The 26,570-nt window shown below is 74.0% G+C and carries 25 protein-coding genes; 13 read left to right on the top strand and 12 right to left on the bottom strand.

What is annotated here, in order from left to right; genetic code table 11:
* The first annotated feature begins 35 nt into the window (after positions 1-35).
* Genes EV378_RS12120 through EV378_RS12110 form a run of 3 tightly spaced genes read left to right on the top strand, consistent with a single transcriptional unit; the run spans position 36 to position 3,055 of the window.
* Positions 36-485, top strand: a complete 450-nt coding sequence (locus EV378_RS12120) for a pyridoxamine 5'-phosphate oxidase family protein (RefSeq protein ID WP_132424058.1) — start codon at positions 36-38, stop codon at positions 483-485.
* Between the two features lie 28 nt (positions 486-513).
* Positions 514-1,881, top strand: coding sequence for a cystathionine beta-synthase (locus tag EV378_RS12115; RefSeq protein WP_132424056.1), 1,368 nt, complete (start codon positions 514-516; stop codon positions 1,879-1,881).
* Positions 1,882-1,909: 28 nt separating this feature from the next.
* Positions 1,910-3,055 (top strand): cystathionine gamma-synthase, encoded by a 1,146-nt coding sequence (locus tag EV378_RS12110; RefSeq protein WP_132424054.1) that lies wholly within the window; start codon positions 1,910-1,912, stop codon positions 3,053-3,055.
* Positions 3,056-3,101: 46 nt separating this feature from the next.
* Here EV378_RS12110 and EV378_RS12105 read toward each other — a convergent pair whose 3' ends face one another.
* On the bottom strand, positions 3,102-3,335 hold the full coding sequence (locus tag EV378_RS12105; protein ID WP_132424051.1) for a hypothetical protein: 234 nt from the start codon (positions 3,333-3,335) through the stop codon (positions 3,102-3,104).
* Between the two features lie 109 nt (positions 3,336-3,444).
* Positions 3,445-3,933: a transcription elongation factor GreA gene (gene greA / locus EV378_RS12100; protein ID WP_207908644.1), complete on the bottom strand. Its 489-nt coding sequence runs from the start codon at positions 3,931-3,933 to the stop codon at positions 3,445-3,447.
* Positions 3,934-4,412: 479 nt separating this feature from the next.
* On the opposite strand from greA, the gene mca reads away from it, so the two are divergent.
* The 3 genes from mca to EV378_RS12085 all read left to right on the top strand — a co-directional run bounded on the left by mca (position 4,413) and on the right by EV378_RS12085 (position 6,505).
* A complete protein-coding gene (mca, locus tag EV378_RS12095) occupies positions 4,413-5,330 on the top strand; it encodes a mycothiol conjugate amidase Mca (RefSeq protein WP_132424045.1) in 918 nt (305 codons plus the stop codon).
* Between the two features lie 90 nt (positions 5,331-5,420).
* A complete protein-coding gene (locus EV378_RS12090; protein ID WP_207908643.1) occupies positions 5,421-5,696 on the top strand; it encodes a hypothetical protein in 276 nt (91 codons plus the stop codon).
* Between the two features lie 206 nt (positions 5,697-5,902).
* The gene (locus EV378_RS12085; RefSeq protein WP_243653406.1) at positions 5,903-6,505 is read left to right on the top strand and encodes a hypothetical protein; all 603 of its coding nucleotides are present in this window, start codon (positions 5,903-5,905) and stop codon (positions 6,503-6,505) included.
* Here the strand turns inward: EV378_RS12085 and trhA are convergent, their stop codons facing one another.
* Positions 6,506-7,174, bottom strand: a complete 669-nt coding sequence (gene trhA / locus EV378_RS12080; protein WP_207908642.1) for a PAQR family membrane homeostasis protein TrhA — start codon at positions 7,172-7,174, stop codon at positions 6,506-6,508.
* 116 nt (positions 7,175-7,290) lie between these two features.
* Here trhA and EV378_RS12075 point away from each other — a divergent pair, with 116 nt between their 5' ends.
* On the top strand, positions 7,291-8,052 hold the full coding sequence (locus tag EV378_RS12075; RefSeq protein ID WP_165922366.1) for an isoprenyl transferase: 762 nt from the start codon (positions 7,291-7,293) through the stop codon (positions 8,050-8,052).
* Between the two features lie 77 nt (positions 8,053-8,129).
* Here EV378_RS12075 and EV378_RS12070 read toward each other — a convergent pair whose 3' ends face one another.
* Positions 8,130-8,477, bottom strand: coding sequence for a hypothetical protein (locus EV378_RS12070; RefSeq protein WP_132424039.1), 348 nt, complete (start codon positions 8,475-8,477; stop codon positions 8,130-8,132).
* Positions 8,478-8,723: 246 nt separating this feature from the next.
* Between EV378_RS12070 and EV378_RS12065 the strand changes: the two genes are divergently transcribed.
* From EV378_RS12065 to EV378_RS12055, 3 genes are all read left to right on the top strand, one after another.
* The gene (locus tag EV378_RS12065) at positions 8,724-9,926 is read left to right on the top strand and encodes a DUF885 domain-containing protein (protein WP_132424036.1); all 1,203 of its coding nucleotides are present in this window, start codon (positions 8,724-8,726) and stop codon (positions 9,924-9,926) included.
* 396 nt (positions 9,927-10,322) lie between these two features.
* Positions 10,323-11,687, top strand: a complete 1,365-nt coding sequence (locus EV378_RS12060) for an RNA 5'-3' helicase PhoH2 (RefSeq protein ID WP_132424033.1) — start codon at positions 10,323-10,325, stop codon at positions 11,685-11,687.
* Positions 11,688-11,928: 241 nt separating this feature from the next.
* On the top strand, positions 11,929-13,833 hold the full coding sequence (locus EV378_RS12055) for a DICT sensory domain-containing protein (protein WP_165922256.1): 1,905 nt from the start codon (positions 11,929-11,931) through the stop codon (positions 13,831-13,833).
* Between the two features lie 189 nt (positions 13,834-14,022).
* Here the strand turns inward: EV378_RS12055 and EV378_RS12050 are convergent, their stop codons facing one another.
* Positions 14,023-15,462, bottom strand: coding sequence for a GuaB1 family IMP dehydrogenase-related protein (locus EV378_RS12050; RefSeq protein ID WP_132424028.1), 1,440 nt, complete (start codon positions 15,460-15,462; stop codon positions 14,023-14,025).
* Positions 15,463-15,589: 127 nt separating this feature from the next.
* On the opposite strand from EV378_RS12050, the gene EV378_RS12045 reads away from it, so the two are divergent.
* Positions 15,590-16,345, top strand: coding sequence for a GntR family transcriptional regulator (locus EV378_RS12045; RefSeq protein WP_165922255.1), 756 nt, complete (start codon positions 15,590-15,592; stop codon positions 16,343-16,345).
* Between the two features lie 290 nt (positions 16,346-16,635).
* On the opposite strand, the gene EV378_RS12040 is transcribed toward EV378_RS12045, so the two are convergent.
* The 4 genes from EV378_RS12040 to glpX all read right to left on the bottom strand — a co-directional run bounded on the left by EV378_RS12040 (position 16,636) and on the right by glpX (position 22,053).
* A complete protein-coding gene (locus EV378_RS12040) occupies positions 16,636-18,195 on the bottom strand; it encodes an ATP-dependent DNA ligase (protein WP_132424022.1) in 1,560 nt (519 codons plus the stop codon).
* Positions 18,196-18,241: 46 nt separating this feature from the next.
* The gene (locus EV378_RS12035) at positions 18,242-19,507 is read right to left on the bottom strand and encodes an EAL domain-containing protein (RefSeq protein ID WP_165922254.1); all 1,266 of its coding nucleotides are present in this window, start codon (positions 19,505-19,507) and stop codon (positions 18,242-18,244) included.
* Between the two features lie 136 nt (positions 19,508-19,643).
* A complete protein-coding gene (locus EV378_RS12030) occupies positions 19,644-21,050 on the bottom strand; it encodes a class II fumarate hydratase (RefSeq protein WP_132424016.1) in 1,407 nt (468 codons plus the stop codon).
* Between the two features lie 16 nt (positions 21,051-21,066).
* Entirely contained in the window at positions 21,067-22,053 is a 987-nt protein-coding gene (gene glpX, locus EV378_RS12025; protein ID WP_424511238.1) for a class II fructose-bisphosphatase, read from the bottom strand.
* 185 nt (positions 22,054-22,238) lie between these two features.
* Here glpX and EV378_RS12020 point away from each other — a divergent pair, with 185 nt between their 5' ends.
* Positions 22,239-23,033, top strand: a complete 795-nt coding sequence (locus tag EV378_RS12020; protein WP_165922253.1) for a DUF4245 domain-containing protein — start codon at positions 22,239-22,241, stop codon at positions 23,031-23,033.
* A gap of 204 nt (positions 23,034-23,237) precedes the next feature.
* Here the strand turns inward: EV378_RS12020 and EV378_RS12015 are convergent, their stop codons facing one another.
* Genes EV378_RS12015 through EV378_RS12005 form a run of 3 tightly spaced genes read right to left on the bottom strand, consistent with a single transcriptional unit; the run spans position 23,238 to position 25,488 of the window.
* Positions 23,238-23,474 carry an exodeoxyribonuclease VII small subunit gene (locus EV378_RS12015; RefSeq protein WP_132424007.1) on the bottom strand — a complete coding sequence of 79 codons (237 nt, stop codon included), beginning with the start codon at positions 23,472-23,474 and terminating at the stop codon, positions 23,238-23,240.
* On the bottom strand, positions 23,471-24,940 hold the full coding sequence (gene xseA / locus EV378_RS12010) for an exodeoxyribonuclease VII large subunit (protein WP_165922252.1): 1,470 nt from the start codon (positions 24,938-24,940) through the stop codon (positions 23,471-23,473). The genes EV378_RS12015 and xseA overlap by 4 nt, the downstream gene beginning before the upstream one ends.
* Positions 24,937-25,488, bottom strand: coding sequence for a lipid droplet-associated protein (locus EV378_RS12005; protein WP_132424004.1), 552 nt, complete (start codon positions 25,486-25,488; stop codon positions 24,937-24,939). Before EV378_RS12005 ends, xseA begins: the two co-directional genes overlap by 4 nt.
* Positions 25,489-25,584: 96 nt before the next feature.
* Between EV378_RS12005 and EV378_RS12000 the strand changes: the two genes are divergently transcribed.
* Positions 25,585-26,556: a 4-hydroxy-3-methylbut-2-enyl diphosphate reductase gene (locus tag EV378_RS12000; RefSeq protein WP_132424001.1), complete on the top strand. Its 972-nt coding sequence runs from the start codon at positions 25,585-25,587 to the stop codon at positions 26,554-26,556.
* The last annotated feature ends 14 nt before the right edge of the window (positions 26,557-26,570 follow it).

Here is a 26,570-nt window from a genome sequence, read left to right as displayed (position 1 = left end):
CCGGAACTGTCAGGGATACCCGTCATCCTGTGGCCGTGGCCACATGGGAAGAGTTCGCCGCCGACGAGCCGGAGTTCGCGGCGCTGGTGCAGCGGTGCCTGGACCGCTCGATCACGAAGATCGTCGCGACGCTGCGCGCGGACGGGTCGCCGCGGGTGTCCGGATTCGACGCGGTGGTCTCCGACGGGCAGCTCGCGTTCGGCTCGATGCCGCACGCCCGCAAGGGGGCGGACCTGCGGCGGGACCCGCGGTTCGCGTTGCACTGCGCACCCGCCGACCAGTCCGACGGGTCGCTGGGCGACGGCGACGTGAAGGTCTCCGGCCGGGCCGTGCCGACCGGCGACCTCACCGGGGAGACCGAGGGCGACGGGTTCCGCGCGGACATCACCGAGGTCGTCTGGACCGGGCTGAACGACGCGCGGGACCGGCTCGTCGTCCGGTGGTGGCGGCCGGGGGAGGAGGTGCGGCGGATCGAGCGCGAGTGATCGCGGCGGTGGATGGCACGATTGCCGCATGCGCTACGTCGAGCACGTCGCCGACCTGGTCGGGAACACCCCACTCGTCCGGCTGGGGGCGGTGGCCGAGGGCATCGTGCCCCCGGTGCTGGCGAAGGTGGAGTACTTCAACCCCGGCGGCAGCGTGAAGGACCGGATCGCGCTGCGGATGGTCGAGGCGGCGGAGGCCTCCGGCGAGCTGCGGCCGGGCGGGACGATCGTCGAGCCGACCTCCGGCAACACCGGCGTCGGGCTCGCGATGGTCGCCCAGCGCAAGGGCTACCACTGCGTGTTCGTCTGCCCGGACAAGGTCGGCGAGGACAAGCGCAACGTGCTCAAGGCGTACGGCGCCGAGGTCGTCGTGTGCCCGACGGCGGTGGACCCGGACCACCCGGACTCCTACTACCGGACGTCCGACCGGCTCGTCGAGGAGATGGACGGGGCGTGGAAGCCGAACCAGTACGCGAACCGGGCCAACCCGGAGTCGCACTACCTCGGCACCGGGCCGGAGATCTGGGAGCAGACCGACGGAAAGATCACGCACTTCGTCGCCGGCATCGGCACCGGCGGGACGATCTCCGGCATCGGCCGGTACCTCAAGGAGGTCTCCGGCGGGTCGGTGCGGATCGTCGGCGCCGACCCGGAGGGCTCGGTGTACTCCGGCGGCAGCGGGCGGCCCTACCTGGTCGAGGGCGTCGGTGAGGACTTCTGGCCGACCACGTACGACAAGGACGTCTGCGACGAGATCGTCGCGGTCTCCGACGCGGACTCGTTCGCGATGACGCGGCGGCTCGCGAGGGAGGAGGCGCTGCTGGTCGGGGGATCCTGTGGGATGGCGACGGTCGCGGCGCTGCGGGTCGCTGAGCAGGCGCCCGCCGACTCGGTGATCGTCGTGCTGCTGCCGGACGGCGGTCGCGGCTACCTCGGCAAGGTCTTCAACGACCGGTGGATGTCCAGCTACGGGTTCCTGCCGCCCGCCGAGGGCTTCACGATCGGCGACGTGCTGCGCGGCAAGGACGGCACGATCCCGGCGCTGGTGCACGCGCACCCGAACGAGACGGTCGCCGACGGCGCGCAGTACCTGCGCGAGTTCGGTGTCTCGCAGATGCCGGTCGTCAAGGCCGAGCCGCCGGTGATGGCCGCGGAGGTGGTCGGCGCCGTCGTGGAGCGGGACATCCTGGACGCGCTGTTCACCGGCCGCGCCCAGCTCGCGGACCGGCTGGAGGACCACATGTCCCCGCCGCTACCGGTGCTCGGCGCGGGCGAGCCGCTGCAGGACGCGATGTCCGCGTTCGCCTCGGCGGACGCCGCGCTGGTGCTGGTCGACGGCAAGCCGGCCGGTGTGGTGACCCGCTCGGACGTGCTGGGGTTCCTGGGCAACGGCTGATCTCCCGGACGGCGTAGCGTTCCGGGGCATGCAGGGCTTCTCCACGCGCGCGATCCACGCCGGTCAGGACCCCGACCCGACGACCGGCGCGGTCATCCCCCCGATCCACCCGAGCTCGACGTACGCGCAGGACGGCGTCGGCGGGACGCGCGGCGGGTACGAGTACTCGCGCGCCGCGAACCCGACCCGGACCGCGCTGCAGGAGCAGCTGGCCGCGCTCGAGGGCGGGCGGCACGCGTTCGCGTTCGGCAGCGGCATGGGCGCGTCGGACACGCTGCTGCGGGTCCTGATGCGTCCCGGCGACCACGTCGTCATCCCGCACGACGCGTACGGCGGTACGTTCCGCCTGGTGGACAAGGTGCTCAAGCACTGGGGGATCGAGTACACGCCGGTCGACCTGGCCGACCCGCGGGCGTTGCGGGAGGCCGTGCGCCCGACCACGACGGTCGTCTGGGCGGAGTCCCCGACGAACCCGCTGCTGGGCATCGCGGACATCCCCGCCTCCGCCGAGATCGCGCACGGGGCGGGCGCGAAGCTCGTCGTGGACAACACGTTCGCCTCGCCCTACCTGCAGCAGCCGCTCGCGCTCGGCGCGGACGTGGTGCTGCACTCCACGACGAAGTACGTCGGCGGGCACTCCGACGTCGTCGGCGGTGCGCTGATCACCTCGGACGACGAGCTGGCCGAGCAGGTGAGGTTCACGCAGAACGCGGTCGGCTCGGTGCCGAGCCCGTTCGACGCATGGCTCACGCTGCGCGGGGCGAAGACACTGGCCGTCCGGATGGAGCGCCACAGCGACAACGCCGAGCGGATCGCCGAGCTGCTGACCGCGCACCCGGCCGTCGAGCGCGTGCTCTACCCCGGGCTGCCCGAGCACCCCGGCCACGAGATCGCGGCCAAGCAGATGCGCCGGTTCGGCGGCATGGTGTCGTTCCTGGCCGCGGGTGGTTCCGGAGCGGCGCTGCGGATCTGCGCGACGACGAAGCTCTTCACGCTCGCCGAGTCGCTCGGCGGCGTCGAGTCGCTGATCGAGCACCCCGGGCAGATGACGCACCTGTCGGTCGCCGGCTCGATGCTGGAGGTGCCGGACAACCTGGTCCGGGTCTCGGTCGGCATCGAGGACGGCGACGACCTGGTCGACGACCTGCGCGCGGCGCTGGACGCGGTGCGCTGACGCGCGTCGGTCCCCACCCGGTCGGGCTCCGCGAGGGGCCCGGCCGTCAGCTCCGGGACGGGACGGGCGCCGGAACCGGCGGGGGCTCCGGCAGCGGCGCTGGCGGCGGCACGACCAGGTCGCCCGGCTCCAGACAACCGCCGACCAGCGCGTACGTGCCGTCCGGGAGGGCTTCGTAGCGCCCGGGGTCGTCGCAGCCCGCGGTCCGGATCGAGACGACGGCGAGCGCGGCCAGGCCGGCGGCCGCCAGCAGCGGTGCCGCGGTGCGCAGCCGCGTCATGATCGTCCTCTCGGGAGTCCGGGCCCATCGCTGGTCGCGGGTCCGGAACCGCGAGGCTACCTCCGACGTTCGGCGGCCGCCCTCATGGCCGTCCGATCGGGTGCGGGGATCAGCCGGTGAACGGCTCGACCGTCACGAGGCTGACCTCCATGCTGCCGCCGTCGGGGAGCTGGTAGGAGCGGGTGTCGCCGGGCTTGGCGCCGATCAGGGCGGCACCGAGCGGGGAGTTCGGGGAGATGACCTGGAGGTCGCCGTGGCTGCCCTCCTCGCGGGAGCCCAGCAGGACCTTCTCGGTGTCCTCGTCGTCCTCGTACTTGATCGTGAGCACGGTTCCGGGGGCGGCCTCGTCCAGGCTGGTCGGTGACGTGCCGACCTGGGCGGTGCGCAGGAGCTCCTGCAGCTGGCGGATCCGTGCCTCCTGCTGGCCCTGCTCCTCGCGCGCGGCGTGGTACCCGCCGTTCTCCTTGAGGTCGCCCTCCTCGCGCCGGGCGTTGATCTCGGCGGCGATGACGGGGCGGTTCGCGATGAGCTCGTCCAGCTCGGACTTCAGCCGGTCGAAGGCCTCCTGGGTCAACCAGGTCGCCTGGGTATCGGTCACCGTCATCACTCCTTGGAAGGAACAGGGCACTGTCGTCGCCACCTGGTCACGCTGCGCACAGCGGACACACGGGGGTGCGACTCCGCTCGAGCGTCGTGGCCCCGAGTAAGGAAAAACACGACCCGCCTGCGGGCCGTGTGCGACACACCTTAGCACGGGCCATGCCGCTCGTCGCAGTCTTTCGTCGAACGGTCGGGAACTCCCCGGAGTTCCCGACCGGCCCGTCGTCGCAGGTAGAGGCCTTGCGAACGGCGTGTGCATCTGCACGGGGCAGGTGTCGTGTGCACGGCGGCACCGCTCGTCGGCCACCCGTCCGCGCGGCCGTCACGCGCCGCCGGGAAGAGGTTCCCGACCGGCGGTGTTGGTGTCTGGCGGTGGGCCTCCGACGGCCCCGCCGGAAACTGTCGTACCGCTCTGCAAGTATTCGATCCGGACCGACCGGCCACCCCGGTCGTGATCGGTGGAGGGAACCGCACCTGATGAGCCCGAGCGACGCCGTCCTCGCCCCCGGTGAGCGGCCACGGCTGATGACCGTGCACGCGCACCCGGACGACGAGTCCAGCAAGGGCGCCGCGAGCAGCGCCCGCTACGTGGCCGAGGGGCACGACGTGATGGTCGTGACCTGCACCGGCGGGGAGCGCGGCAGCATCCTGAACCCGGCGATGGACCGGCCGGACGTCCTCGCGGACATGACCGCCATCCGTCGCGCCGAGATGGCCCGGGCCGCCGAGATCCTCGGCGTGCAGCACCGCTGGCTCGGCTTCGTGGACTCCGGCCTGCCGGAGGGGGACCCGAAGCCGCCGCTGCCGGAGGGATGCTTCGCGCTCGGTGACATCGAGGAGCAGGCCGAGGCGCTGGTCCGCGTGATCCGCGAGTTCCGCCCGCACGTGATCGTCACCTACGACGAGAACGGCGGATACCCGCACCCGGACCACATCCGTACCCACGAGGTGTCGATGGCGGCGTGGGAGGCGGCAGGGGACCCGGAGCGCTTCCCGGACGCCGGTGCGCCGTGGCAGCCGTTGAAGCTCTACTACGGGCACGGCTTCTCCAAGGCGCGGATCACCGCGTTCCACGAGGCGATCCTGGCCAGCGGTCAGGAGTCGCCGTACGAGGAGTGGCTGACGAACTGGTCGGACCGTCCGGACCCCGGTGAGCGCGTGACCACGAAGGTCGTCTGCGGCGACTACTTCCCGCAGCGGGACGACGCCCTGCGCGCGCACGCCACGCAGGTGGACCCGACGAGCCGCTGGTTCCAGACGCCGCTGGAGGTCCAGACGCGCGTGTGGCCGACCGAGGACTACGAGCTGGTCCAGTCGCTCGTCGAGACCTCCGTGCCGGAGACCGACCTGTTCGCCGGCATCGAGGAGGCCGCCGAACAGCGGCGTGCCGGCTGAGCCCCCCCCCGTGCCGGCGGGTAGCCTGGTCGTCCGGTGCCGGAGCGGCGCCGGACAACGGAAGGGCGGCGGACGGTGCTGGTGGGAGCGGTGACCGGGCCGGGTGCGACCACGGCGGTGGTGTCGGTCCCGGCGCAGGACCCCGCGCCCCCGCCCGGCAAGGGCCCGGAGTTCGGCAACGCGTCGGTGGTCGGCCTCGTCGTCGTCCTCCTGTTGCTGATCGCCACCGCCATGCTGATCCGGTCGATGAGCAAGCGGATCCGCAAGCTCCCGGCGTCGTTCGACGAGCCCGGTTCCGGGTCCCCGGAGGACACCGACGGCACGTCGGGCGACACCAGCGCGACGGGCTCGGAGAGCCGGAGCTGACCTGCCGGTCACTTTCCCGGCCGGGAGGGTGACCCGATGCCGAACCGCTTCGCGCCGGCGACCGGCCGGTCATGTCCCTCGACGACGTGCTGCGCTGCCTAGCGCCAGAACCTCGCTGTTCGTTCTCGGAGAACACCTGCGCGAACGAAAGTGTGTAAGCATGTAAGTACTGCAACACACTGCATCGCAGACGAGGGAGCACGGACATGAGGGGACGGATGCACCGCGGACGCCCTGGCGGCGGACGCGGAGGCTGGCAGCAGGCGGATCTCCCGTCGACCGACGACGTGTCCGGCTGGTTCGCCGGGCGCCTGCCGGACGGCTGGTTCGCCGGGTCGCCGGACGTGACGGCGGACAAGGACGAGATCGTCGTCGTCGGAGACCTGCCGCCGCTGACCGAGGAGTATCCGGACACCGACGCCGGCCGCGCCGACCGCGCCGCCGCCGAGGTCGGGCGGATCTCCCGGTTCCGGGAGCAGACCCGCGACGAGCGGATCGAGATCGCCCAGCAGGCCGAGGCCCGCTACCACCGCAAGGTCGCCTGGGGAGCAAGGATCGGCGGGACGACCGAGCTGTTCACGACGGCGTCGGTGCCGGTCATGACCCGGCTGCGGCAGCCGGAGCGGATCGTGCTGGACACGCTCGTGGACGCCGGGGTGGCCCGGTCCCGCTCGGACGCGCTGGCCTGGGCGGTACGGCTGGTCGGCAGGCACGCCGACGACTGGCTGTCCGAGCTGCGCGCAGCGATGGCGCGGGTCGACGACCTGCGGGCCGGTGGGCCGGACGCCGACCGGGACTCCGACGGCTGATCAGCCCGGCAGCACGACCATCCAGATCGCGATGTGGTGACACGCGGCCGCCAGCACGGTGGCCGCGTGGAACACCTCGTGATAGCCGAACGTGGCGGGCCAGGGGTTCGGGCGCCGCAGGGCGTAGACGACCCCGCCCACCGTGTAGAGCAGCCCACCGGCGAGCAGCAGCACCAGGGCGGCGACGCCGCCGCCACGCAGCAGCGCCGGGAGCACGAACACGGCCACCCAGCCCAGGGCTATGTAGATCGGCACGCCGACCCACGAGGGGGCGTTCGGCCACGCCGTCGTGAGCACCACGCCGAGCAGGGCGCCGACCCAGACGACGGCCAGCACCCAGGTCGCGGTCGGCCGGGGGAGGGCCAGCACGGACACCGGCGTGTAGGTGCCCGCGATGAACAGGAAGATCATCGAGTGGTCGAGGCGCTTCATCAGTGCGCGGTGGCGGGGCACCGTCCAGGTGCGCCGGTGGTAGAGCGCGCTGACGCCGAACAGGCCGAGGATCGTCACGCCGTACACGGCCGTGGACACCGCGGCGTCCGAGCCGGCGACCGTCGCGGCCACGACGGTGAGCACCGCACACGCGATCGCGGAGGCGACGAAGCTACATTGGTGGAGCCGTCCGCGCAGGAGCGGCTTGACGGGCGGCGGGGCGACGTCCGTGCTCACGTCTGCGACGGTACGAGCACGGCCGGGTTCCTGTCGGCCGAACCGGACTCACGCCACAACCGCGACCTTCGACCGGGGGAGTCCCGGCGAGGGGGTCTAGGCTCCGCCACGTGGCCGTGCGCGACCTGCTGTACTCCGTGTACGAGCGGAGGATCCTGCGTCAGATCGCCGGCGCGGAGAGCCCCCGCCACGTCGCACTGATCCTGGACGGCAACCGGCGATGGGCTCGCGACGCCGGAATCGTCGACGTCAACGAGGGTCACCGGGCCGGCGCGGCGAAGATCGCCGACCTGCTCGGATGGTGTTCCGAGGCGGGCGTCGAGGTCGTCACGCTGTTCCTGCTGTCCACGGACAACCTCACCCGCCCGCCGCGGGAGCTCGAGCCCCTCCTGGAGATCATCGGGACGGTCGTGGACGACCTGTCCGGTCCGTCGACGCCGTGGCGCCTGCGCGTCGTGGGCGCGATGGAGCTGCTGCCGCCCGCGCTGGCCGAGCGGCTGGCCGCCGCCGCGGCGCGGACGACCGGGCGGCGCGGGCTGCAGCTCAACGTCGCCGTCGGTTACGGGGGGCGGCAGGAGATCGCCGACGCGGTGCGCAAGATGTTGCTCGCCGAGGCGGAGGCCGGACGGACGATCGAGGAGCTGGCCGAGACGCTCGACGTCGACCACATCGCCGAGCACCTCTACACGTCGGGCCAGCCGGACCCGGACCTGGTCATCCGGACCAGCGGCGAGCAGCGGCTGTCCGGGTTCCTGCTGTGGCAGTCCGCGCATTCCGAGTTCTGGTTCTGCGAGGCCTACTGGCCGGAGTTCCGGCGCGTCGATTTCCTGCGGGCCCTGCGCTCGTTCTCGGCGCGGCACCGCAGATTCGGGAACTGATTCAGGCGGTTTCGAAAGAGCGGAACGGACCCCGGAGCGGTGGCTCCGAGGCCCGTTCCACGGCTACGCCGGAGGGCTCAGTTGTTGCCGTAGCCCGCGCCGCCGGAGTCCTGTCCGCAGGTGCGCGCGTTGGCGGAGTCGGAGTCCTGGTGCGCCTTGGCGTCGCCCAGCAGGCCGGCCGCGCCGTTCAGCGGCACCGTCGGGTTCTCGGCGACGTCCTGGACAGGGACGAGGCCGACCTGACCCTGGATGTCGTTGTTGCAGGCCTGGATCGGCGCGTTCAGGTTGTTGCCGTTCAGGCCGTTGACGACGCCGGAGGAGTTCTGGTCTCCGTGGCCGTGGTCGTCGGTGGCGAACGCCAGCGGGCTCAGGGCGACGATGGACGCGGCGGACGCCGCGACGATGAGCCCAGCCTTCTTCAGCACAGTTTCTCTCCAGTGGGTTTCGGGGAACCTTGCCGACGCACGAAAACGAGGGAGCCCGCGTCGGCTGTGAGAAAACGTATCCCGAGATCGGCAACCCGGACAAACCCGTGAATCACATCGTGTAAAAGGATTACTCAGCGACGGATCCGGCAGTTCCGGGAGATCTCGGTCGTGGCCGGGGACCGGGGCTCGCAAACGATCGCCGACGACCGTCGGTGATGACGGCGTCCGCGCCGTAGGGTTCTCATGGTGTCCGGACTCGTCATGCGCGACGTGATGCTGCTCGCGCTGCGGCTCGACCGGCTCGTCCCCGGACTGCTCGACGGACCGGTGCCGGACGCCGCGCTGGCGCGCCACGTCGCCGACGAGCCGGCCGCGGACCCGCGCCTGCTCGCGCGCCGGGCCCGGACACTCGTCGCGGAGCTCCCCGCGTCCGGCCTGCCGCCCCGGCGTGCCCGGTACGTCGAGGCGCAGCTGAGGGCGCTCGAGTGCCGTGCCCGGCTGGTCGCGGGCGACGACGTCGGGTTCGCCGACGAGGTCGCGGCCACCTACGGGGTCGACGTGCGGTGCGAGGACCCGGACCGGTACCGGGCGGCCCACCGCAGGCTCGCCGAGCTGCTGCCCGGCCGCGGGCCGCTCGCAAGCAGGCTCTCCGCCCACCGGGAGGCCGACCGGATCCCTCCGGATCGGCTGGCCGACGCCGTCGAGGCGATGGCGGCGCATCTGCGCGAGCCGGTCGTCGATCGGATCGGCCTGCCGGACGGGGAGTCGGTGACCTGGGAGGTCGCCGACGGCAGGCCGTGGACCGCGTTCACCCACCATCTCGGCGGCGGCCGCAGCCGGATCGCGGTCGACGCGTCCGCGCACCTGCGCCGGGGGCAGCTCCTGCCGCTGGTCGCGCACGAGGCGTACCCCGGACACCACACCCAGTACTGCCACGCGGCCGCGGCCGGGGACTCGCTGCCGGAGCTGCGGCTGCGCCTGGTGCACAGCCCGCAGGGGCTGCTCGCCGAGGGCGCTGCGGAGGCCGCGCACCACGTGCTGCCCGGCCCCGGATGGGGATCGGACGCCGAGCACGTGCTGGCCGGCATCGGCCTTCCGCTGGACGGCGGTCTCGCCGAGGCCGTCGAGGACGCGCTGGACGATCTGGGCCGGGTGCGGCAGGACGCCGCCGTGCTGCGGTACGCCCGCGGCGCGGGCCCCGACGAGGTGCTGGCCCACTTGAGACGCTGGCTGCTGATCGACGAGGCGCGCGCCCGTCGCATGCTCGGGTTTCTCGACCACCCGCACTGGCGGACCTACGCGACGGCGTACGCGGAGGGCCGCCCGCTGGTCACGGAATGGCTCCGGCGGCCCGGTACGGACCCGGTCGACGGGCTGCGCAGGCTGCTCGACGAGCCGATCACCCCGGGCGATCTCCGCGACGATCTCGCCCGCGCGGCGGGGTGAGCGCGGGGCCGTTCAGCGGGTGACCGGTTGGCCCGCACGGTCGGCAACCGGTCGTGTTCGCGCAGGTCCCGATGACGGCGGACGGTGGCGATCTTGCGATGAACGGTAGGTGGCCGTTGTTCCAACGGGGTTCTCCGTCCACTCGACGCCGCGAGTCACTGTTGACCGCACCAGGGTGACCACTAGTAGCGTCCGCATGGACGGGACGCACCCCATGCGGACCGTCCGGGAGGCCCTGGACGTGGTGTCACACGCACCCGAGAGGGCCGGCACCCGGCCCTCGCGGGCGTGCCGGCCGGAGGACCCTCTGCGGTCCGCCGACGCCGTCGCGACCGCACCGGGACCGGCCGGCCCAGCGCAGAGTGGGCGTGGTGCCGCGTCCGCGAGGGAGCACCCGTGACCGATAGTCGTCCCGCGCCGTCCACCGGCGCCGACGTCCCGTCTGGTTCCACCTCGTCGGGCACCCCTGCCCGCTGCTACGTCCTCGACACCTCCGTGCTGCTGTCCGACCCCTGGTCGCTGCTGCGCTTCGACGAGCACCAGGTCGTCCTGCCGCTCGTGGTGATCTCCGAGCTGGAGGCCAAGCGCCACCACCCCGAGCTCGGCTGGTTCGCCCGCACCGCGTTGCGCGAGCTCGACGACCTGCGCGTCAAGCACGGCCGGCTGGACGCCCCGATCCCGGTCGGGAACTCCGGCGGCACGCTGCACGTCGAGCTGAACCACTCGGACCCGATGGTGCTCCCGGCCGGGTTCCGCACGGACTCCAACGACAGCCGGATCCTGGCCTGCGCGCTGAACCTGCGCGCCGACGCGTCGGTGCACGGCGAGGTCGTGCTCGTCACGAAGGACATCCCGCTGCGGGTCAAGGCCGCCGCCGTCGGCCTCGAGGCCGACGAGTACCACGGTCAGGACGTGCTCTCCACCGGCTGGACCGGGATGAGCGAGATCGAGGTGTCCGCCGAGGACGTCGACACGCTGTTCCGGGACGGCGTCGTCGACCACGACGCGGCGCGCGACCTGCCCTGCAACACCGGTCTGCGGCTCACCGGGACGTCCAACGCGCTCGGACGGGTGACCGCGGACAAGCGGATCAAGCTCGTGCGCGGCGACCGGGAGGCGTTCGGCCTGCACGGACGCTCCGCGGAGCAGCGGATTGCGCTGGACCTGTTGCTGGACAACGAGGTCGGGATCGTGTCGCTGGGCGGCCGGGCCGGCACCGGGAAGTCGGCGCTCGCGCTGTGCGCCGGTCTCGAGGCCGTGCTGGAGCGCCAGCAGCACCGGCGGATCGTCGTCTTCCGCCCGCTCTACGCCGTCGGTGGCCAGGATCTCGGTTACCTGCCCGGCAGCGAGAGCGAGAAGATGGCGCCCTGGGCGCAGGCCGTGTTCGACACGCTCGGCGCGCTCGTCAGCCAGGACGTGATCGACGAGGTGATCGCCCGCGGGCTGCTGGAGGTCCTGCCGCTCACGCACATCCGCGGCCGTTCGCTGCACGACACGTTCGTGATCGTCGACGAGGCGCAGTCGTTGGAGCGCAACGTGCTGCTCACGGTGCTCTCCCGGCTGGGCGCGGCGAGCCGGGTGGTGCTCACGCACGACGTCGCGCAGCGGGACAACCTGCGGGTCGGTCGGCACGACGGCGTCGCCGCGGTGATCGAGAAGCTGAAGGGCCACCCGTTGTTCGCCCACGTGACGCTCACCCGCAGCGAGCGCAGCCCGATCGCGGCGCTGGTGACCGAGATGCTGGAGGGCCCCGGATCCTGACCCCCTCGTAGTACGCACGCCGGCGCGACCGTCGACCCCACGTGACGGTCGCGCCGCGCTGCGTATGCGCAGGTCGCCGTCCGCCGAACGCAGTAGCCCTCTCGTCGGCGGACCCCGGTCCCGAGTCGATCCGGCCGGTGATTTCTGGTCCGATCGCCGGTGATCGGACCAGAACTTGTGGATGCGTTCGGCTCGCACCACGACGCCGACGCCACAGCGGAGCGACACGTGGGGGCGCGGCATGACCGGACGAGACGGTGACCGGACCGGAGGTGCGCCGATCGCCGAGCGGCTCAGCGCGTGGGCCGGTGCGCGCGCGGCACCGAACGCCGTCGACGCCGCCCGGGTGCTGGAGCAGGTGTCCGGGCAGCGGCCGGAGCTGACGACGAAGCGCTCGCTCGTCGCCGTCTCGCACGCCATCGAGCGGGCGGTCCTCGCCGCGCCGCACGCCGAGCCGACGATCGTGCTCGCGCTGTTCCAGCGGATGGAGTACTTCGAGCGCGAGCGGGCCACGTACGAGCGGATCGCCAGGACCGGCGCGCGCGTCGCGATCGGGTTCTGCGACGGGCCGCAGCACGAGCTGCCCGACGGCGTCGCCCAGGTGCTGCTCGACCCGGCCGAGGCGCTGGTCAACGAGTGGTCGGTCGTCGCGGTGACCCCGGAGGCCGGCGCGTTCCTGGTGGCCACCGACCAGCACGGCATCGAGCCGGGAGCATCCTCGCTGGAGGCCGGTCGGCGGTTCCGCAGCCGGTGGGGCTTCTCGCGGGTGCAGGCCACCGTCGAGCTGGCGCGGCTGCGCCTGGTCATCGGCGGACGCCTGCCAGAGGACATGGTCCGCACGATCGACCGCCTGCTCGGCGAGACGATGTCGGCGGGCGCCGACCCGGCCAGCTCGGCGGGCACGCCGCAGGAGGTGTGGGCGACGAGCGCGGCGTTCCACCTCGCGGAGCGACTGGTGTCCGCCCGTTCCGGCAGCGCACGGCTGCGGGCCCAGCTCGGCGACGCGCACGCCGCGGCCGCCGCCCGGCACGCCGCGGGCACCGACCCGCAGAGCGGCCTGACCACGCCGGACTTCCTGCACCGGTGGTCGGACGGCGACGGCACGACGGTGCTGCCGGTCGGGCTCGCGCTGTTCGACCTGCCCGCCGTCTCCGAGGCGAGCCGCGGCGGCACCGACACCCGCGCGGCCTACCACGCGGCCCGCCGCATCGCGTCCGCCGTGACCCAGCCGCTCGGCCCGGTGGACGCGGCCGTCCGGATGTCCGAGCGCGAGTTCCTGATCGTCGTGCCCGGCGCGTCCGAGCTGCACCTCGCCCGGGTCTGCGACGACATCCTGGAGCAGCTCACGCTGCTGTCCGACGGCTACCCGAACGTGCCGCTCGCCGGGCGCCTGGCCACGACCGTCACCCGGAACCGCCCGCTCCCGCTGCGCGGGCTGCGCGACGCGCTCGCCGGGATCGACGCCGAGTCCGACCCCGGCCCCCGCGCGGCGGGTGCGACGGCGGGCGGCGACGCGATCGTGGTCTGCGCGACGCGACCGGCGTCGTCCGAGGACGAGCCGTCCCCCTCCGTCGACCGCGACACCGACGGCGCGTCGGCCCCGGCCCCGGAGACCAGCGGGCAGCAGGTGATCGGGCACGGACGCTTCCCGCGTCCGTTCCCGCCCGCTCGCGGGGAGTCCGCCTCCGCATCGGCCTCCGGTGGCCGCGCCCCGGAGCGGGACCCCGCCCCGTCGTGGGGCGCCGCGCTCGGCGGGACCCCGCGCGGCGACGACATCCTGGGTGGGTCGTCGCCGGCCGCCACCCCCGCGCCCGAGGCGGAGGACTCCGGGAACTCCGTCGAGCGCACGGCAGGGCTCGGCGCCGCCTCCGGCGCGCGCCACGGCCTGGACGACGAGCCCGGCGACGCCACGCCGCCGTCGTCGTGGGACCGGCCGTCCTGGGACACCGAGCTCCCCTCCGGAGACGGGTCCGACGCCGCCGAGGACCCCGCCGCCGACGCCACCGAGGAACCCGGCGCGTCGGTCGAGCTGCCGGGCGCCGACCACGACGGCCGCCGGGAGCCCCCGCCGTGGCGGCGCGAGGACACCCTCCCGCCGTCCACCGCCGTCGACGAGGTGCGCAACCTGTTCGGCCGCCGGATCTGATCCGACGGCGGCGGCGACGTTCCACCCGACGCCCCCGCCGCGATCGAGTGGAACGCCGCGGCCGTCGCGACCGGAACGTCACTCCCGATCCACCCGCTCGCATCGGCCGCGACGGTGCGGTGCCCCGAGACGCCGTGCCGTGACGCTCGATCCGTGCGGCGAACCGGTGGTCACGTTGTGGCGGTCCGGTCAGCCGCCGTGCGGCGTGCCCTCGGTGAAGCCCGCCGCGGTCTGGACGCCCAGCACCGCGCGTTCGTGCAGCTCCTCGAGCGAACGGGCCCCGGCGTAGGTGCAGGCGGAGCGCACGCCGGAGCAGATCTCGTCGAGGACGTCCTCGACGCCAGGGCGGTCCGGATCGAGGCGCTGGCGCGACGAGGAGATGCCCTCCTCGAACAACGCCTTGCGGGCACGGTCGAACGTGTTGTCCCCCCGGGTCCTGGCGCTCACCGCCCGCTTCGAGGCCATGCCGAACGACTCCTTGTAGGGCCGCCCGTGCTCGTCGCGCAGCAGGTCGCCCGGCGACTCGTACGTGCCGGCCAGCCACGACCCGATCATCACCGACGACGCGCCAGCCGCCAGTGCCAGCGCCACGTCCCGCGGGTGCCGGACGCCGCCGTCGGCCCACACGACGACGCCGTGCTCCCGGGCCGCCGCCGAGCACTCGGCGACGGCGGAGAACTGGGGTCGTCCGACGCCGGTCATCATCCGCGTCGTGCACATCGCGCCGGGGCCGACGCCGACCTTGACGATGTCCGCCCCGGCCTCGGCGAGGTCGGCGACGCCCTCCGCGGTCACCACGTTCCCGGCCGCGACCGGCACCGTGCTCCCGACCTCGGTGGCGACCCGGCGCACGGCCCGCAGCGCGTCGAGCATCTTGTCCTGGTGGCCGTGCGCGGTGTCCACCACGAGCGTGTCCACCCCGGCGTCGAGCAGCGCCTTCGCCTTGACCGCGACGTCGCCGTTGATCCCGATGGCGGCCGCGGTGCGCAGGCGGCCGTGGTCGTCGAGGGCGGGGTCGTAGATCCCGGCCCGGATCGCGCCGAGCCCGGTGAGCAGCCCGGCGACCCGGCCCCCGTCGTCCAGCCCGAGCGCGGCGCGGCGGCCGCCGAGCGCCTCGAACACCTCCCGTGGCGGCGTGTCCAGGGGCAGCGTCAGCGGCGCCGGGTCGAGCACGTCGGACAGGCGGGTGAACCGGTCGACGCCCTGGCACGCCTGCTCGGAGACGGTGCCGACCGGGCGCCCACCCTCGTCGACGACGGCGACGGTGCCGTGCGCGCGTTTCGGCAGCAGGTTCAGCGCGTCGGCGACGGCGTCGCCGGTCTGCAGCGTCAGCGGCGTGTCCCACACCGGGTGCCGCGACTTGATCCAGCCGATGATCTCGGCGACCGCCTCCGGCGCGACGTCCTGCGGCAGCACGGTCAGCGCACCGCGGCGGGCGAGCGTCTCGGCCATCCGGCGTCCGGCCACGGCCGTCATGTTCGCCGCGACCAGGGGCACCGTGGAGCCGGTGCCGTCGGTCGCCGAGAGGTCGACGTCGAAGCGGGACGCGACCGAGGAGCGACGGGGGACGAGGAACACGTCGTCGTAGGTCAGGTCGGTCGCCCGGGCACGGTCGTCGAGGAAACGCACGTCCGAGACGATGCCACGACCGGCGGTATCCGGGCAGCGTGACGGCGACCGTCCCGACCCCGCTCGGTCACATGCCCGTCACGGGCCGGGAACGGCCGTGCAACTACGAGCCCCTACTGTTGCGTCCATGCCGGTCCCGTCGCCGAGGCCATCTGCGGTGTCCCAGCCGCACGAGGTCCGGCGCCTGCGCGACCTGCTCCGGGCGGCGATCGCCGGTGGCCGCTTCCCGGACGGACGCCTGCCCGGCGAGGGCGAGCTGATGGTCGGCTTCGGCGCGAGCCGCTCGGCCGTGCGCGGTGCACTGTCCCTGTTGCACGACGAGGGCCTGGTCAGCCCGCTCACAGCGCCCGGCACGTTCCGCGCCGTCCGCCAGCCGCGGACGCTTCCCGCCGTCGTCCCCACCGCCGCGAGTGTGCACACCCGGCTGCTCGACCGCACCGGGATCGCCGCGCCGGCACCGCTCGCGGCCTGGCTCGGCGTGCCCGCGGGCGCGCCGTGCCTGCGGATCGAGTTCGTCACCGAGGTCGACGGCGAACCGACCGCCGTCGAGACGCACTACGTGCTCCAGCCGGAGGCGGCCGAGCTGCTCGGCATCCCGATGCGTGACGGGTGGCGGACGTTGCTCGACGACGCCGGGCTCGCGACGGCCCGCACCGAGGCCGAGGTCGACCACCTGCCGGCCGACCCGTCGGTCGCGGAGCTGCTCGGCGTCCGGCCCGGCTCGACGGTGCTCGCCGTGGAGCAGACCGCGAGCGACCCGGACGGCCGGGTGTTCGAGGCGGCGGTGCTCCGGATGCGGCCGGGCGACGCCGCGCCCGGTGACCCGCACCCGCCCGGCCCGTGTAGCGGCGCCGCGCCCGGCGACTGCCGCGCGGCCGGCTGACCCCCGGTGCCGCGGGCCGCCCGACCCGCTCCGCCACCCGACCCGCTCCGCCGCTCGACCCGCTCCGCCGCTCGACCCGCTCCGCCGCTCGACCCGCTCCGCCGCCCGACCCGCTCCGCCGGCCGAGCGGGTCCCGAACGCGCACGGTCCGGGTGAACGCGCGCATGGTGGGAGAACGCTCGCGCCCGGGCGGGCGCATTCGCCGGAGCGGCGCGCGTTCGCCGGAGCGGCGCGCGTTCACCAGGGCGGCGCGCGTTCGCCGGATCAGTGCGCGTTTCGCGGCCCGCCGGTCAGGCCAGCAGCGCCCGCACGGCGTCGAGCGTGTCCGCCTCGGCGGGCGTCTTGTCCGGGCGGTAGCGCAGCACCCGCGCGAAACGCAGAGCGACACCGCCCGGGTAGCGGGTGCTGCGCTGGGCACCGTCGAGCGCGATCTCCACCACGAGCGCCGGGCGGAGCAGCACCTCGCCGTGCTGCGCGGGGCGCGCCGTATCGGGGTCGAGTGCGTACTCCGGGAACGTGGACGTCTGCCAGGCCAGCAGCTCGTCGGTCATCCCCTTGAACGTCTTGCCGACCATCACCGGCTCCCCGCCGTCCGGGTCGCGCGCGCCGAGATGGATGTTGGACAGGCTCCCGGTCCGACGCCCGTACCCCCACTCCGCGCCGAGCACGACCAGGTCCAGCGTGTGCACCGGTTTGACCTTCTGCCACGCCTTGCCGCGCCGGCCCGCGGCGTACGGGGCGGCCAGGTCCTTCACGACGACGCCCTCGTGCCCGCGGCCGAGCGCCTCGTCGAGGACGGCGGCGGCCTCCTCGGCGGACGGCCGTCGTGCGCCGGGCATCCGCAGCGGGGCGTGCTCCTCGGCGGCCAGCAGCCCGGCCAGCGCGTCCAGGCGGGTCTCCAGCGGCTCGTCCACCAGGTCCACGCCGTCGAGGTGCAGCAGGTCGAAGAAGAACGGGCTGAGCACGGCCTCCTCGCTGGGTGTGTCTCCGTCGGGACCTTCGGACCCGAACCGGCTCATCGTGTCCTGGAACGGGCGGGGGCGGCCGTCGTCGTCGAGCGCGAGCGTCTCCCCGTCCAGGACGGCCGTGCGGCACGGCAGGGCCCGCACGCGCGCGATCACCTCCGGCACCCCGGACGTGATCTCCCGCAGCGTCCGGGTCCAGACGCGCACCTCGTCGCCGTCGCGGTGGACCTGGATCCGGGCGCCGTCCAGCTTGTGCTCGACGGTCACGTCGGCGCCGAGCGCGTCGAGTGCCGCGTCCAGCGAGTCGCCGGGACTGGCCAGCATCGGCCGGATCGGCCGCCCGACCTCCAGCCCGACCTCCTCGAGCGCCGCGGTGCCGCCGTCGAGCGCCGTGGCCGCAGTGCCGGGAAGCCTGCCGGACAGCATGAACGCCCGCCGGACCGTCGCGAGCCCGACGTCCGCGGCCGCCGCGATCGCGTCCACCATCACGCCCTCCAGCGCGCCCTGGCGCAGCTCGCCGGTGAGCAGCCGGTGCAGGAACCGCTGCTCGTCGGCGGTGGCGGCGCCGTAGAGGCGGTCGAGCAGGTCACGGCGCCGGGCGGCGGACCCGCTGCCGGCGGTGGCGGCGAGCTCGTCGAACAGCGCGTCCACGTCCGCGACGCCGAGCGACGCCTCGGCCGCGGGCGCGACGTCGAGCGAGGACAACGTCCGCCAGCCGGCGCCGATCCGGCCCTGCAACGGTTCGCCCGTCAGCCACGCGACGACCGCGGGCACCTCGGACGGGTCCGCGGCCGTCAGGCGCTCGGCCAGCGCGGCCGACTTCTCCTTGCGCGAGCGCGTGGCGCCCACCGCGGCGGAGGTGGCGACGACGTCGGAGAACAGCACGAGCGCAGTGAAGCAGCACCCACCGACGGTTCGCTCGCCGAGCTGGTCAGGCGGTCTGTACGGGCCTGGCGCGGGGCACCGGGGACGGGACCACCCGGCCGGGCACCGGACGGACCGGGCGGGCGTCCCGGCGCAGCGCGCTGCGCCACAGCTCGGACATGCCGACCACCCCGGTGCAGGTACCGTCCGGACCGACGAGCACGAGGTCGTCGTAACCCCGGGCGGGATCTCCGGACAGGCCGATCTCCATCGCCTCGCGCACCGACGAGCGCTCGTCGGCGATGCGGGGGGCGTCGGCCATGTCGCGGGCCGGCTTGTTGGCCCACAACGCGTGCCCGAACGGCCCCGCCATGGCCAGCAGGAACCGGCTGCGGTCCAGGTAGCCGGAGGGCCGATGGCGATGGTCGACGAGCACGACGCCGCCCGCCTCCGGGTGCTCGCCGAACAGGGTCCGCACGGTGTCGGCGACCGCGTCGTCGCGCACGGTCACGGCAGCCGAGCCGAGTGTGCGGATGGGCCCCGACACGGCGGCGTTCCCGACCGGCGGCGACGGTGGAGCGGGCGGGACCGCCCCGGACGGCCCCGACGGCATCATGGCCATCGCCGGACGCGACGGGACCCGCGGGGCGCAGGCTTCGGCGAGACCCAGCAGGGCGGGCGCTCCGGCCGGGTCGGGGAACGGGGCCTCACGGGCCGTGCCGAGCAGCGGCCCCTGGGCCACCTCGACGCCCGCGGCGTGCAGGGACGCCAGCTGCCCGCGGTCGGTGACGCCGGTCGCGGCGACCCGCGTCCCGACGCTCGCGGCCACCTGGCAGACGGCACCGACGACGGCCGGGTTGCCCGACAGGTCCGGCTCCAGCTTGACGACGTCCGGGCGCACCGCGTCGACGAGCTCGAGGCCGAACCCGCGAGCGATCCCGTCGAGCGCGATCCGGAACCCCCAGGCGCGCAACTCGGTCAGGCCGGCGACGAGCATGTCCGGCGGCGCCGCGGCGACCGCGGGGCCGATCTCCAGCATCGGGGCGACACCGCGGCCGTCGAGCATGCCGCGCAGCCGCTCGCGCGCGAGCACCACGGTGTCCGCGGCGAGGTCGACCTGCACCGGCACGCCCGCGTCCGAGCGCCGGGCCTGGGCCAGCGCGGACAGCACCGTGCCGGCGTCGACGTCGGCCACCTGCCGCGGGCCCCAGCCGGCCTCACGGGCCCGATGCGCGATCGTCTCGGACGCCCGTCGCGGAACGACCTCGAATCCGCACGCACGGGCGGAGCGCAGGTCGTAGACGGGCTCGAACACGAAACGGTCGCCGGGCACCAGAGGAACCTCGCACGTTCGGGGGAGCGTGTGACGACACCGTGTCACGCCAACTCGACCGTACGGGGAACTCCGGATGAACGGTAGACGGACTGACCCACCGCGCGTGCACGAGTGCGGACGGTGAGCCGTGCGTTCACTCCGGCTTGCGTCCGTGCGCCATGGCCAGCACGTCCAGTGCGCGGTCCAGCTGCTCCTCGGTCAACGTGCCGTTCGCGACGTGGCCGCGGTCGATGACCACCTCGCGGATCGTGCGCCGTTCCGCCAGCGCCTGCTTCGCGATCTTCGCGGCCTCCTCGTAGCCGAGGGCGGAGTTCAGCGGCGTGACGATCGACGGCGACGACTCGGCGTACTCGCGGGTGCGCTCGACGTCGGCCTCCATGCCGTCGACGACCTTGTCCGCCAGCAGCCGCGCCGCGTTCGCCAGCAGCCGTGCCGACTCCAGCACGTTGCGCGCCATCACCGGCATCATCACGTTCAGCTCCAGGTTGCCCTGGCTACCGGAGAAGCCGACCACCCCGTCGTTGCCCATGACCTGCGCGCAGACCATCATCGTGGCCTCGCAGATCACCGGGTTGACCTTGCCCGGCATGATCGAGCTGCCCGGCTGCAGGTCCGGCAGGTGGATCTCGGCGAGACCGGTCCGCGGGCCGGACGAGAGCCAGCGCAGGTCGTTGGCGATCTTGTAGAGGGAAACGGCGACGGTGCGCAGGGCCCCGGAGCCCTCGACCAGCCCGTCGCGAGAGCCCTGCGCCTCGATGTGGTCGGTCGCCTCGGACAGCACGCCGAGTCCGGTCGCCTCGCGGAGCTTCTCGACGACGCCCGCGCCGAACCCCTCGGGCGCGTTCAGGCCGGTCCCGACGGCGGTGCCACCGATCGGCAGCACGGCCAGGCGGGGGAGCGCGTCGCGGACGCGGTCGGCGCCGTACGCGGCCTGGCTGGCCCAGCCGCCCGCCTCCTGACCGAGCGTGATCGGCACGGCGTCCATCAGGTGCGTGCGGCCGGACTTGACCACCTCGGCCCACTCCTCGGACCGGCGGCGCAGCGCCGCGGCGAGATGGTCCAGCGCGGGTGCGACGTCGGTGGCGAGCGCCTCGGTCGCGGCCAGGTGGATCGTGGTCGGGAACACGTCGTTCGACGACTGCGACGCGTTCACGTGGTCGTTCGGGTGCACGTCGACACCGGCGCGACCGGCAAGCGACGCGATCACCTCGTTCGCGTTCATGTTCGACGACGTGCCGGAGCCGGTCTGGAACACGTCGATCGGGAAGTGGTCGTCGTGGTCGCCGCGCGCCACGGCGTCGGCCGCGTCGGCGATCGCCGACGCCGTGTCCGCGTCCAGCACGCCGAGGTCCGCGTTCGTCCGCGCTGCGGCGGCCTTGACCAGGCCGAGTGCCCGGATCTGTGCCCGCTCCAGAGGCCGTCCGGAGATCGGGAAGTTCTCCACCGCACGCTGCGTCTGCGCCCGCCACAGGGCGTCCGCCGGGACACGGACCTCGCCCATCGTGTCGTGCTCGACGCGGTACTCCTGCTCCTCGCTCATGGAGCCGAGTGTGCCCCTACGGACGCCGCGGCGCGTCCGCGTCCGCTGCGTCGAAGTCCACACTGGAGTACTCGCGCAGCTTGTCCATCCGGTGGTAGCCGTCGATCAACCGGACCGTGCCGGAGCGCGACCGCATCACGATCGACTGCGTGGTGGCACCGGACGGGCGGTAGTGCACCCCGCGCAGCAGCGCGCCGTCGGTGATCCCGGTGGCGCAGAAGAACACGTTGTCGCCGCGGACCAGCTCGGACGTCGTCAGGACGCGGTCCAGGTCGTGCCCGGCGGCCTTCGCCTTCTCCCGCTCCTCGTCGTCCTTCGGCCACAGCCGGCCCTGCAGCTCGCCGCCCACGCACTTCAACGCGGCCGCGGTGATGATCCCCTCCGGGGTGCCGCCGATGCCGTAGAGCAGGTCGACGCCGGAATCCGGGCGGGCCGCGGCGATGGCACCCGCCACATCGCCGTCGGTGATGAACTGGATGCGTGCCCCGACCGAGCGGATCTCGGCGACGATGTCCTCGTGCCGGGGGCGGTCGAGCACGCAGACCGTGACGTCGCCGACGTCGATCCCCTTGGCGCGCGCGACCTTGCGGACGTTCTCCGCGACCGGCGCCGTGATGTCGATCGCCTCCGCCGCCTCGGGGCCGACCGCGACCTTCTCCATGTAGAACACGGCCGACGGGTCGAACATCGCGTCCCGCTCGGCGACGGCGAGCACGGCCAGCGCGTTCGGCATGCCCTTGGCCATCAGCGTCGTGCCGTCGATCGGGTCGACGGCGACGTCGCAGTACGGGCCCTGGCCGTTGCCGACCTCCTCGCCGTTGAAGAGCATCGGGGCCTCGTCCTTCTCGCCCTCCCCGATGACCACCACGCCGCGCATCGAGACGGTCGAGATCAGCTGCCGCATCGCGTCGACGGCGGCACCGTCCCCGCCGTTCTTGTCCCCGCGGCCGACCCAGCGCCCGGCCGCCATCGCCGCCGCCTCGGTGACCCGCACCAGCTCCATGGCGAGGTTGCGGTCGGGGGCTTCGCGGCGCCGGGGGGCGGGGGACTCGGTCACGGGCATGCTCCTTCGTCGCGTTCGCGGCCGGGTTTCCCCGATCCTGCCAGTTCATCCGCGGTGGTGGTGCGACGAGCGACGCAGACCATGCCCGCGCGCCCGTCGCCAGGGCCTGCGGCAGCATGGACGACGTGAGTTCCGAGCCCGATCCGCGATCCCCGTCCGCCGAGCCTTCGCCGGACGGGTCGGCACCGGCGGAGACGGCGCCGGACGTCGCGCGGGGCGGGCCGGACGCTGCGGCGGGCCCGGGACCGACCGACCCGCCGCCGTCCGCGCCGTCCGCGCCGTCCGCCGGTACGGGGCCCGATCCCACCCGCCCGGTCGTCGTCGGGCCGCAGGCGATGCGTAAGCCCGAGCGCACCGAGACGCGGATGAAGGACATCCTCGGGGCGGTGCTGATCCTGATCCCGATCGCGCTGCTGATCGTCGGCGTCGGGCGGGGCTGCTCGTTCGCGCCCACCGGCCCGGAGCTGGACCCGGGCGCGGGCCCGACCGTCGACGCCCCGGCCCGGCTCACCGAGTACGCGCGGGTGTCCACGTTCGGCCTGCGTGTCCCGGACGTGCCGTGGCGCTCGAACTCCACCGACCGCGGCCCGGTCCAGGGCGGCGGCACGGCCGTGCGTGTCGGGTATCTCACCGAGCAGGGCCGCTACCTGCGTCTCGTCCAGAGCGACGCGTCCGAGGAGGGGCTGCTGGCCACCGAGGGCGGTCCGGGCTCGACGGCGGAGGGGGTCACGCGGGCGGCCGGGCGGGACTGGGTCACCTACCGCGGCAACAACGGCGAGCCGGTCCGGATCGCGACCCTGCCCGGCTCGCCAACGGTCCGCCTGCTGATCACCGGCAGCGGGACCGACGACGAGTTCCGCGCCCTCGCCGAGGCCACCGTCCGCGCCCGCGTGCTCCCGCCGGGCGGGCAGACGAACTGACCCGCGCGCCCGGGGACGGCCGCACCTGCCGTCCGGTCGATCGCCCGAACGTCACGCTCGACGGCCACCCGGGTTCGAGTGGTCGGTTGCGGCGACTCGTGCCGCCCGAACGTCACACTCGACGGGCCGGCTGCTCTCGAGTGGTGCGTCGCGGGGTGGCGCGAACCGCCGGAGCATCACACCCGATCGGCCCGGCCGGCGTCGTCAGTCGTTCTCGTCGTCGGACTCCTCGGCCTCGGCCAGGGCCGTGTTCACCCGCTCCCTGGCCCCGGCCAGCTGCTGCTCGCACCGCGTGGCCAAGGCCTCTCCGCGCTCCCAGAGTGCGACCGACTCGTCGAGCCCGAGGCCTCCGACCTCCAGTGCCCGCACGACCTCGGCCAGCTCGTCGCGGGCCTGCTCGTAGTCCAGCTCCTCGACGGGCCGTCGCTCGTCGGTGCTCATCCCACTGCCTCCTCACCGGCTCGTTCCCGTCCGCGAGCGCCGGCGCCCCCGGACCGGCCGGCACGTCGCCCGCCTCCGGTCCGCGCTGCCCCGGCCGCGCCACCCGTCCCGGCTCGTCCGTCCGCGCCCGCCGTACCGCCGGTACCGGCCTCGTCCGTGCCGGCCGAGCCACCCGACCCGACGCCTCCGTCCCCGTCCGACGCGGCGGGGCCGTCCACTCCGGAGTCGACCGTCGCGGCGAGCGCCCCGTCCGCGACCCGGATACGCAGTCGGGTCCCGGCGGGCGCGTCCGCGGTCGAGTGCAGCAGCCGCGGCACGTCGCCTGCGGAGCCCGCGGAGTCGGCGAGCTGGACCAGCGCGTACCCGCGGGCCAGCGTCGCCGACGGGCCGAGCGCGGTCAGCCTCGCGGTCAGGTGCTCCAGCTCGGCGTCCGCACGGTCGAACCGGCGCAGCACGGCGCGATGCGCGGCGGCGCGGGCGTCGGCGACCTCCCGATGTCGCGCGTCCAGCATCCGCAGCGGCTCGGCCAGCACCGGACGGGCTCGCAGGTCGCCGAGGCGCCGCTGCTCGCGGTCCACCCAGCCGCTCAGGGCCCGTCGCGCACGGTCGCGCAGGCCGGCGATCCGCGCCGTCTCCTCGCCCAGGTCCGGCACCAGGCTCCGGCCGGCCTCGGTCGGGGTGGAGCACCGGACGTCGGCGACGTGGTCGACGAGCGGCGTGTCCGGCTCGTGCCCGATCGCCGACACGACGGGCGTCCGGCACGCGGCGACGGCACGGCAGAGCGTCTCGTCGGAGAACGGCAGCAGGTCCTCGACGCTGCCGCCGCCCCGCGCCAGAACGATCACCTGGACGCCGGGGTCCCGGTCCAGCGCCCGCAGCGCGTCGACGATCTGGCCGACCGCCAGCCCGCCCTGCACGGCGACGTTCTCGATCCGGAACCGCACGCCGGGCCAGCGCGACCGCGCGTTCGTCACGACGTCGTGCTCTGCCGCCGAGTCGCGTCCGGTGACCAGGCCGATCGTCGACGGCAGCAGTGGCGGCCTGCGCTTGAGGGCCGGATCGAACAGGCCCTCGGCGGCCAGCAGCCGTCGCAGACGCTCGATCCGGGCCAGCAGCTCACCGAGCCCGACGGCGCGGATCCGGTCCACGCGCAGCGACAACGTCCCGCGCCCCAGATAGAACGACGGCTTGCCGTGCACGATCACCCGGCTGCCCTCGCGCACCGCGTCGGCCGACTCGCGCACGAGTGCCGACGGTGCCGTGAGCTGCAACGACACGTCCGCGGCCGGGTCGCGCAGGGTCAGGAACGCGGTGCCGGACCGCGCGTTGACCTGCGCCAGCTGCCCCTCGACCCACACCGCACCGAGCCGGTCCACCCACTCGGCGATCTTGCGCGCGACGGTGCGGACCGGCCAGGGCTCCTCCTCCGAGGTCGACGGAGCCGGGGAGGCGGGCGCCGGGCTCACTGCTCGGACAGCGTGGAGATCCGGTTGGTCAGCATGGTGACGTAGGCCGGGCGGTTCTCGTGCGCGGTCTCCCACGCGAGCAGGTCGGACAGGTCGTCCACGGACAGCGAGCGGAGCTTGCCGCGCAGCTGCGGGATCGTCATCGACGGGTACTCCGGCAGCGAGGACGGCTCCGGCGCGTCGGCGTCGGTGCCGGGGTCCTGCGGCGCGCGGACGACCTTCGGGGCGCGCTCGACCGGGATCTCGGTGACGGTCGGGCGCAGCGACGCGACGGTGCTCGCCCCGTTGCGCGGTTCCGGGGCCGGCAGATCGTCGTCGAACGTCGCCCATGCGGGTACGTCGTCGGCGGGGCGCAGGGTGCCCAGCGCGCGGTCGCCCTTGATCGCGAGCTCGGTGACCTTCTGCTGCACGCGCATGGAGACCTGCAGTGCCTGGCTCACGGCCGTGACCGGCAGCTCGACGGCGTGCCGCGGCAGCTCCCGGGCCTGTTCGACGGCGGTGACGACGAGGCCCGCGGCGATCCGCACGGGGTACGGCAGCGGTGACATGCCGCCATTGTTCCCGAGTCGCCGACCTGCGGCATTGCGGGGTCGGACCGCTCACGTCCGGCTGACCCGCGCACGCGTCGTCCGTACGCTGGAGGCATGTCCGGATCCGAGTCCGCTTCCGACAAGCGCGTCCTCCTGGCCAAGCCCCGCGGGTACTGCGCGGGCGTGGACCGGGCCGTGGAGGCCGTGGAGCAGGCGCTGTCCCAGCACGGTGCGCCGGTGTACGTGCGCAAGGAGATCGTGCACAACAAGTACGTCGTGGAGACGCTCACCGAGAAGGGCGCGGTCTTCGTCCAGGAGGCCGACCAGGTGCCCGAGGGCGAGATGGTCGTGTTCTCCGCGCACGGCGTGTCCCCGGCCGTCCGCGACGAGGCCCGCAGCCGCGAGCTCCGCACGATCGACGCGACCTGCCCGCTGGTCACCAAGGTGCACCAGGAGGCGAAGCGGTTCGCGCGCGAGGACTACGACATCCTGCTCGTCGGGCACGCCGGGCACGAGGAGGTCGAGGGCACCTCCGGTGAGGCGCCGGAGCACGTCCAGCTCGTCGAGTCCGCCGCGGACGTGCCGAGCGTGACGGTGCGCGACCCGGACAAGGTCGTCTGGCTGTCCCAGACCACGCTCTCGGTCGACGAGACGATGGAGACGGTGCGGGCGCTGCGCGAGCGGTTCCCGTCGCTGCAGAACCCGCCGTCCGACGACATCTGCTACGCCACGCAGAACCGCCAGGTCGCCGTGAAGGCGATGGCCCCGCGCTGCGACCTGGTGCTCGTGGTCGGGTCGCGCAACTCGTCGAACTCGGTGCGGCTGGTGGAGGTGGCCCTCGGCGCGGGCGCCGGCGCGTCGTACCTGATCGACTACGCCAAGGAGATCGACGACGCGTGGCTCGACGGGGTCGCGACGATCGGTGTCACCAGCGGCGCGTCGGTGCCGGAGGTGCTGGTGCGCGGCGTGGTCGAGTACCTGGCCGAGCGCGGTTTCGACGGTGTCGAGGAGGTCGACACGGCGGAGGAGACGCTGACGTTCTCGCTGCCCCGCGAGCTGCGCCCGAAGAAGGCCGCCGCGCGCTGAGCCTGCGCCTGCAC

Origin of the sequence: Pseudonocardia endophytica (assembly GCF_004339565.1) — a bacterium.
In the GTDB taxonomy this organism is placed as follows: domain Bacteria; phylum Actinomycetota; class Actinomycetes; order Mycobacteriales; family Pseudonocardiaceae; genus Pseudonocardia; species Pseudonocardia endophytica.
This window is presented reverse-complemented; position numbering and strand designations above follow the sequence as displayed.

Bases quoted from the DNA above. Each gene is read 5' to 3' on its own strand.
- EV378_RS12030 (WP_132424016.1), bottom strand. From the start codon at position 21,050: ATGAGCGAGGAGCAGGAGTACCGCGTCGAGCACGACACGATGGGCGAG.
- EV378_RS12055 (WP_165922256.1), top strand. From the start codon at position 11,929: ATGACCGGACGAGACGGTGACCGGACCGGAGGTGCGCCGATCGCCGAG.
- EV378_RS12045 (WP_165922255.1), top strand. From the start codon at position 15,590: ATGCCGGTCCCGTCGCCGAGGCCATCTGCGGTGTCCCAGCCGCACGAG.
- EV378_RS12110 (WP_132424054.1), top strand. From the start codon at position 1,910: ATGCAGGGCTTCTCCACGCGCGCGATCCACGCCGGTCAGGACCCCGAC.
- EV378_RS12015 (WP_132424007.1), bottom strand. From the start codon at position 23,474: ATGAGCACCGACGAGCGACGGCCCGTCGAGGAGCTGGACTACGAGCAG.
- EV378_RS12005 (WP_132424004.1), bottom strand. From the start codon at position 25,488: ATGTCACCGCTGCCGTACCCCGTGCGGATCGCCGCGGGCCTCGTCGTC.
- EV378_RS12085 (WP_243653406.1), top strand. From the start codon at position 5,903: ATGAGGGGACGGATGCACCGCGGACGCCCTGGCGGCGGACGCGGAGGC.
- EV378_RS12000 (WP_132424001.1), top strand. From the start codon at position 25,585: ATGTCCGGATCCGAGTCCGCTTCCGACAAGCGCGTCCTCCTGGCCAAG.
- EV378_RS12115 (WP_132424056.1), top strand. From the start codon at position 514: ATGCGCTACGTCGAGCACGTCGCCGACCTGGTCGGGAACACCCCACTC.
- glpX (WP_424511238.1), bottom strand. From the start codon at position 22,053: ATGGAGCTGGTGCGGGTCACCGAGGCGGCGGCGATGGCGGCCGGGCGC.
- EV378_RS12065 (WP_132424036.1), top strand. From the start codon at position 8,724: ATGGTGTCCGGACTCGTCATGCGCGACGTGATGCTGCTCGCGCTGCGG.
- mca (WP_132424045.1), top strand. From the start codon at position 4,413: ATGAGCCCGAGCGACGCCGTCCTCGCCCCCGGTGAGCGGCCACGGCTG.
- EV378_RS12105 (WP_132424051.1), bottom strand. From the start codon at position 3,335: ATGACGCGGCTGCGCACCGCGGCACCGCTGCTGGCGGCCGCCGGCCTG.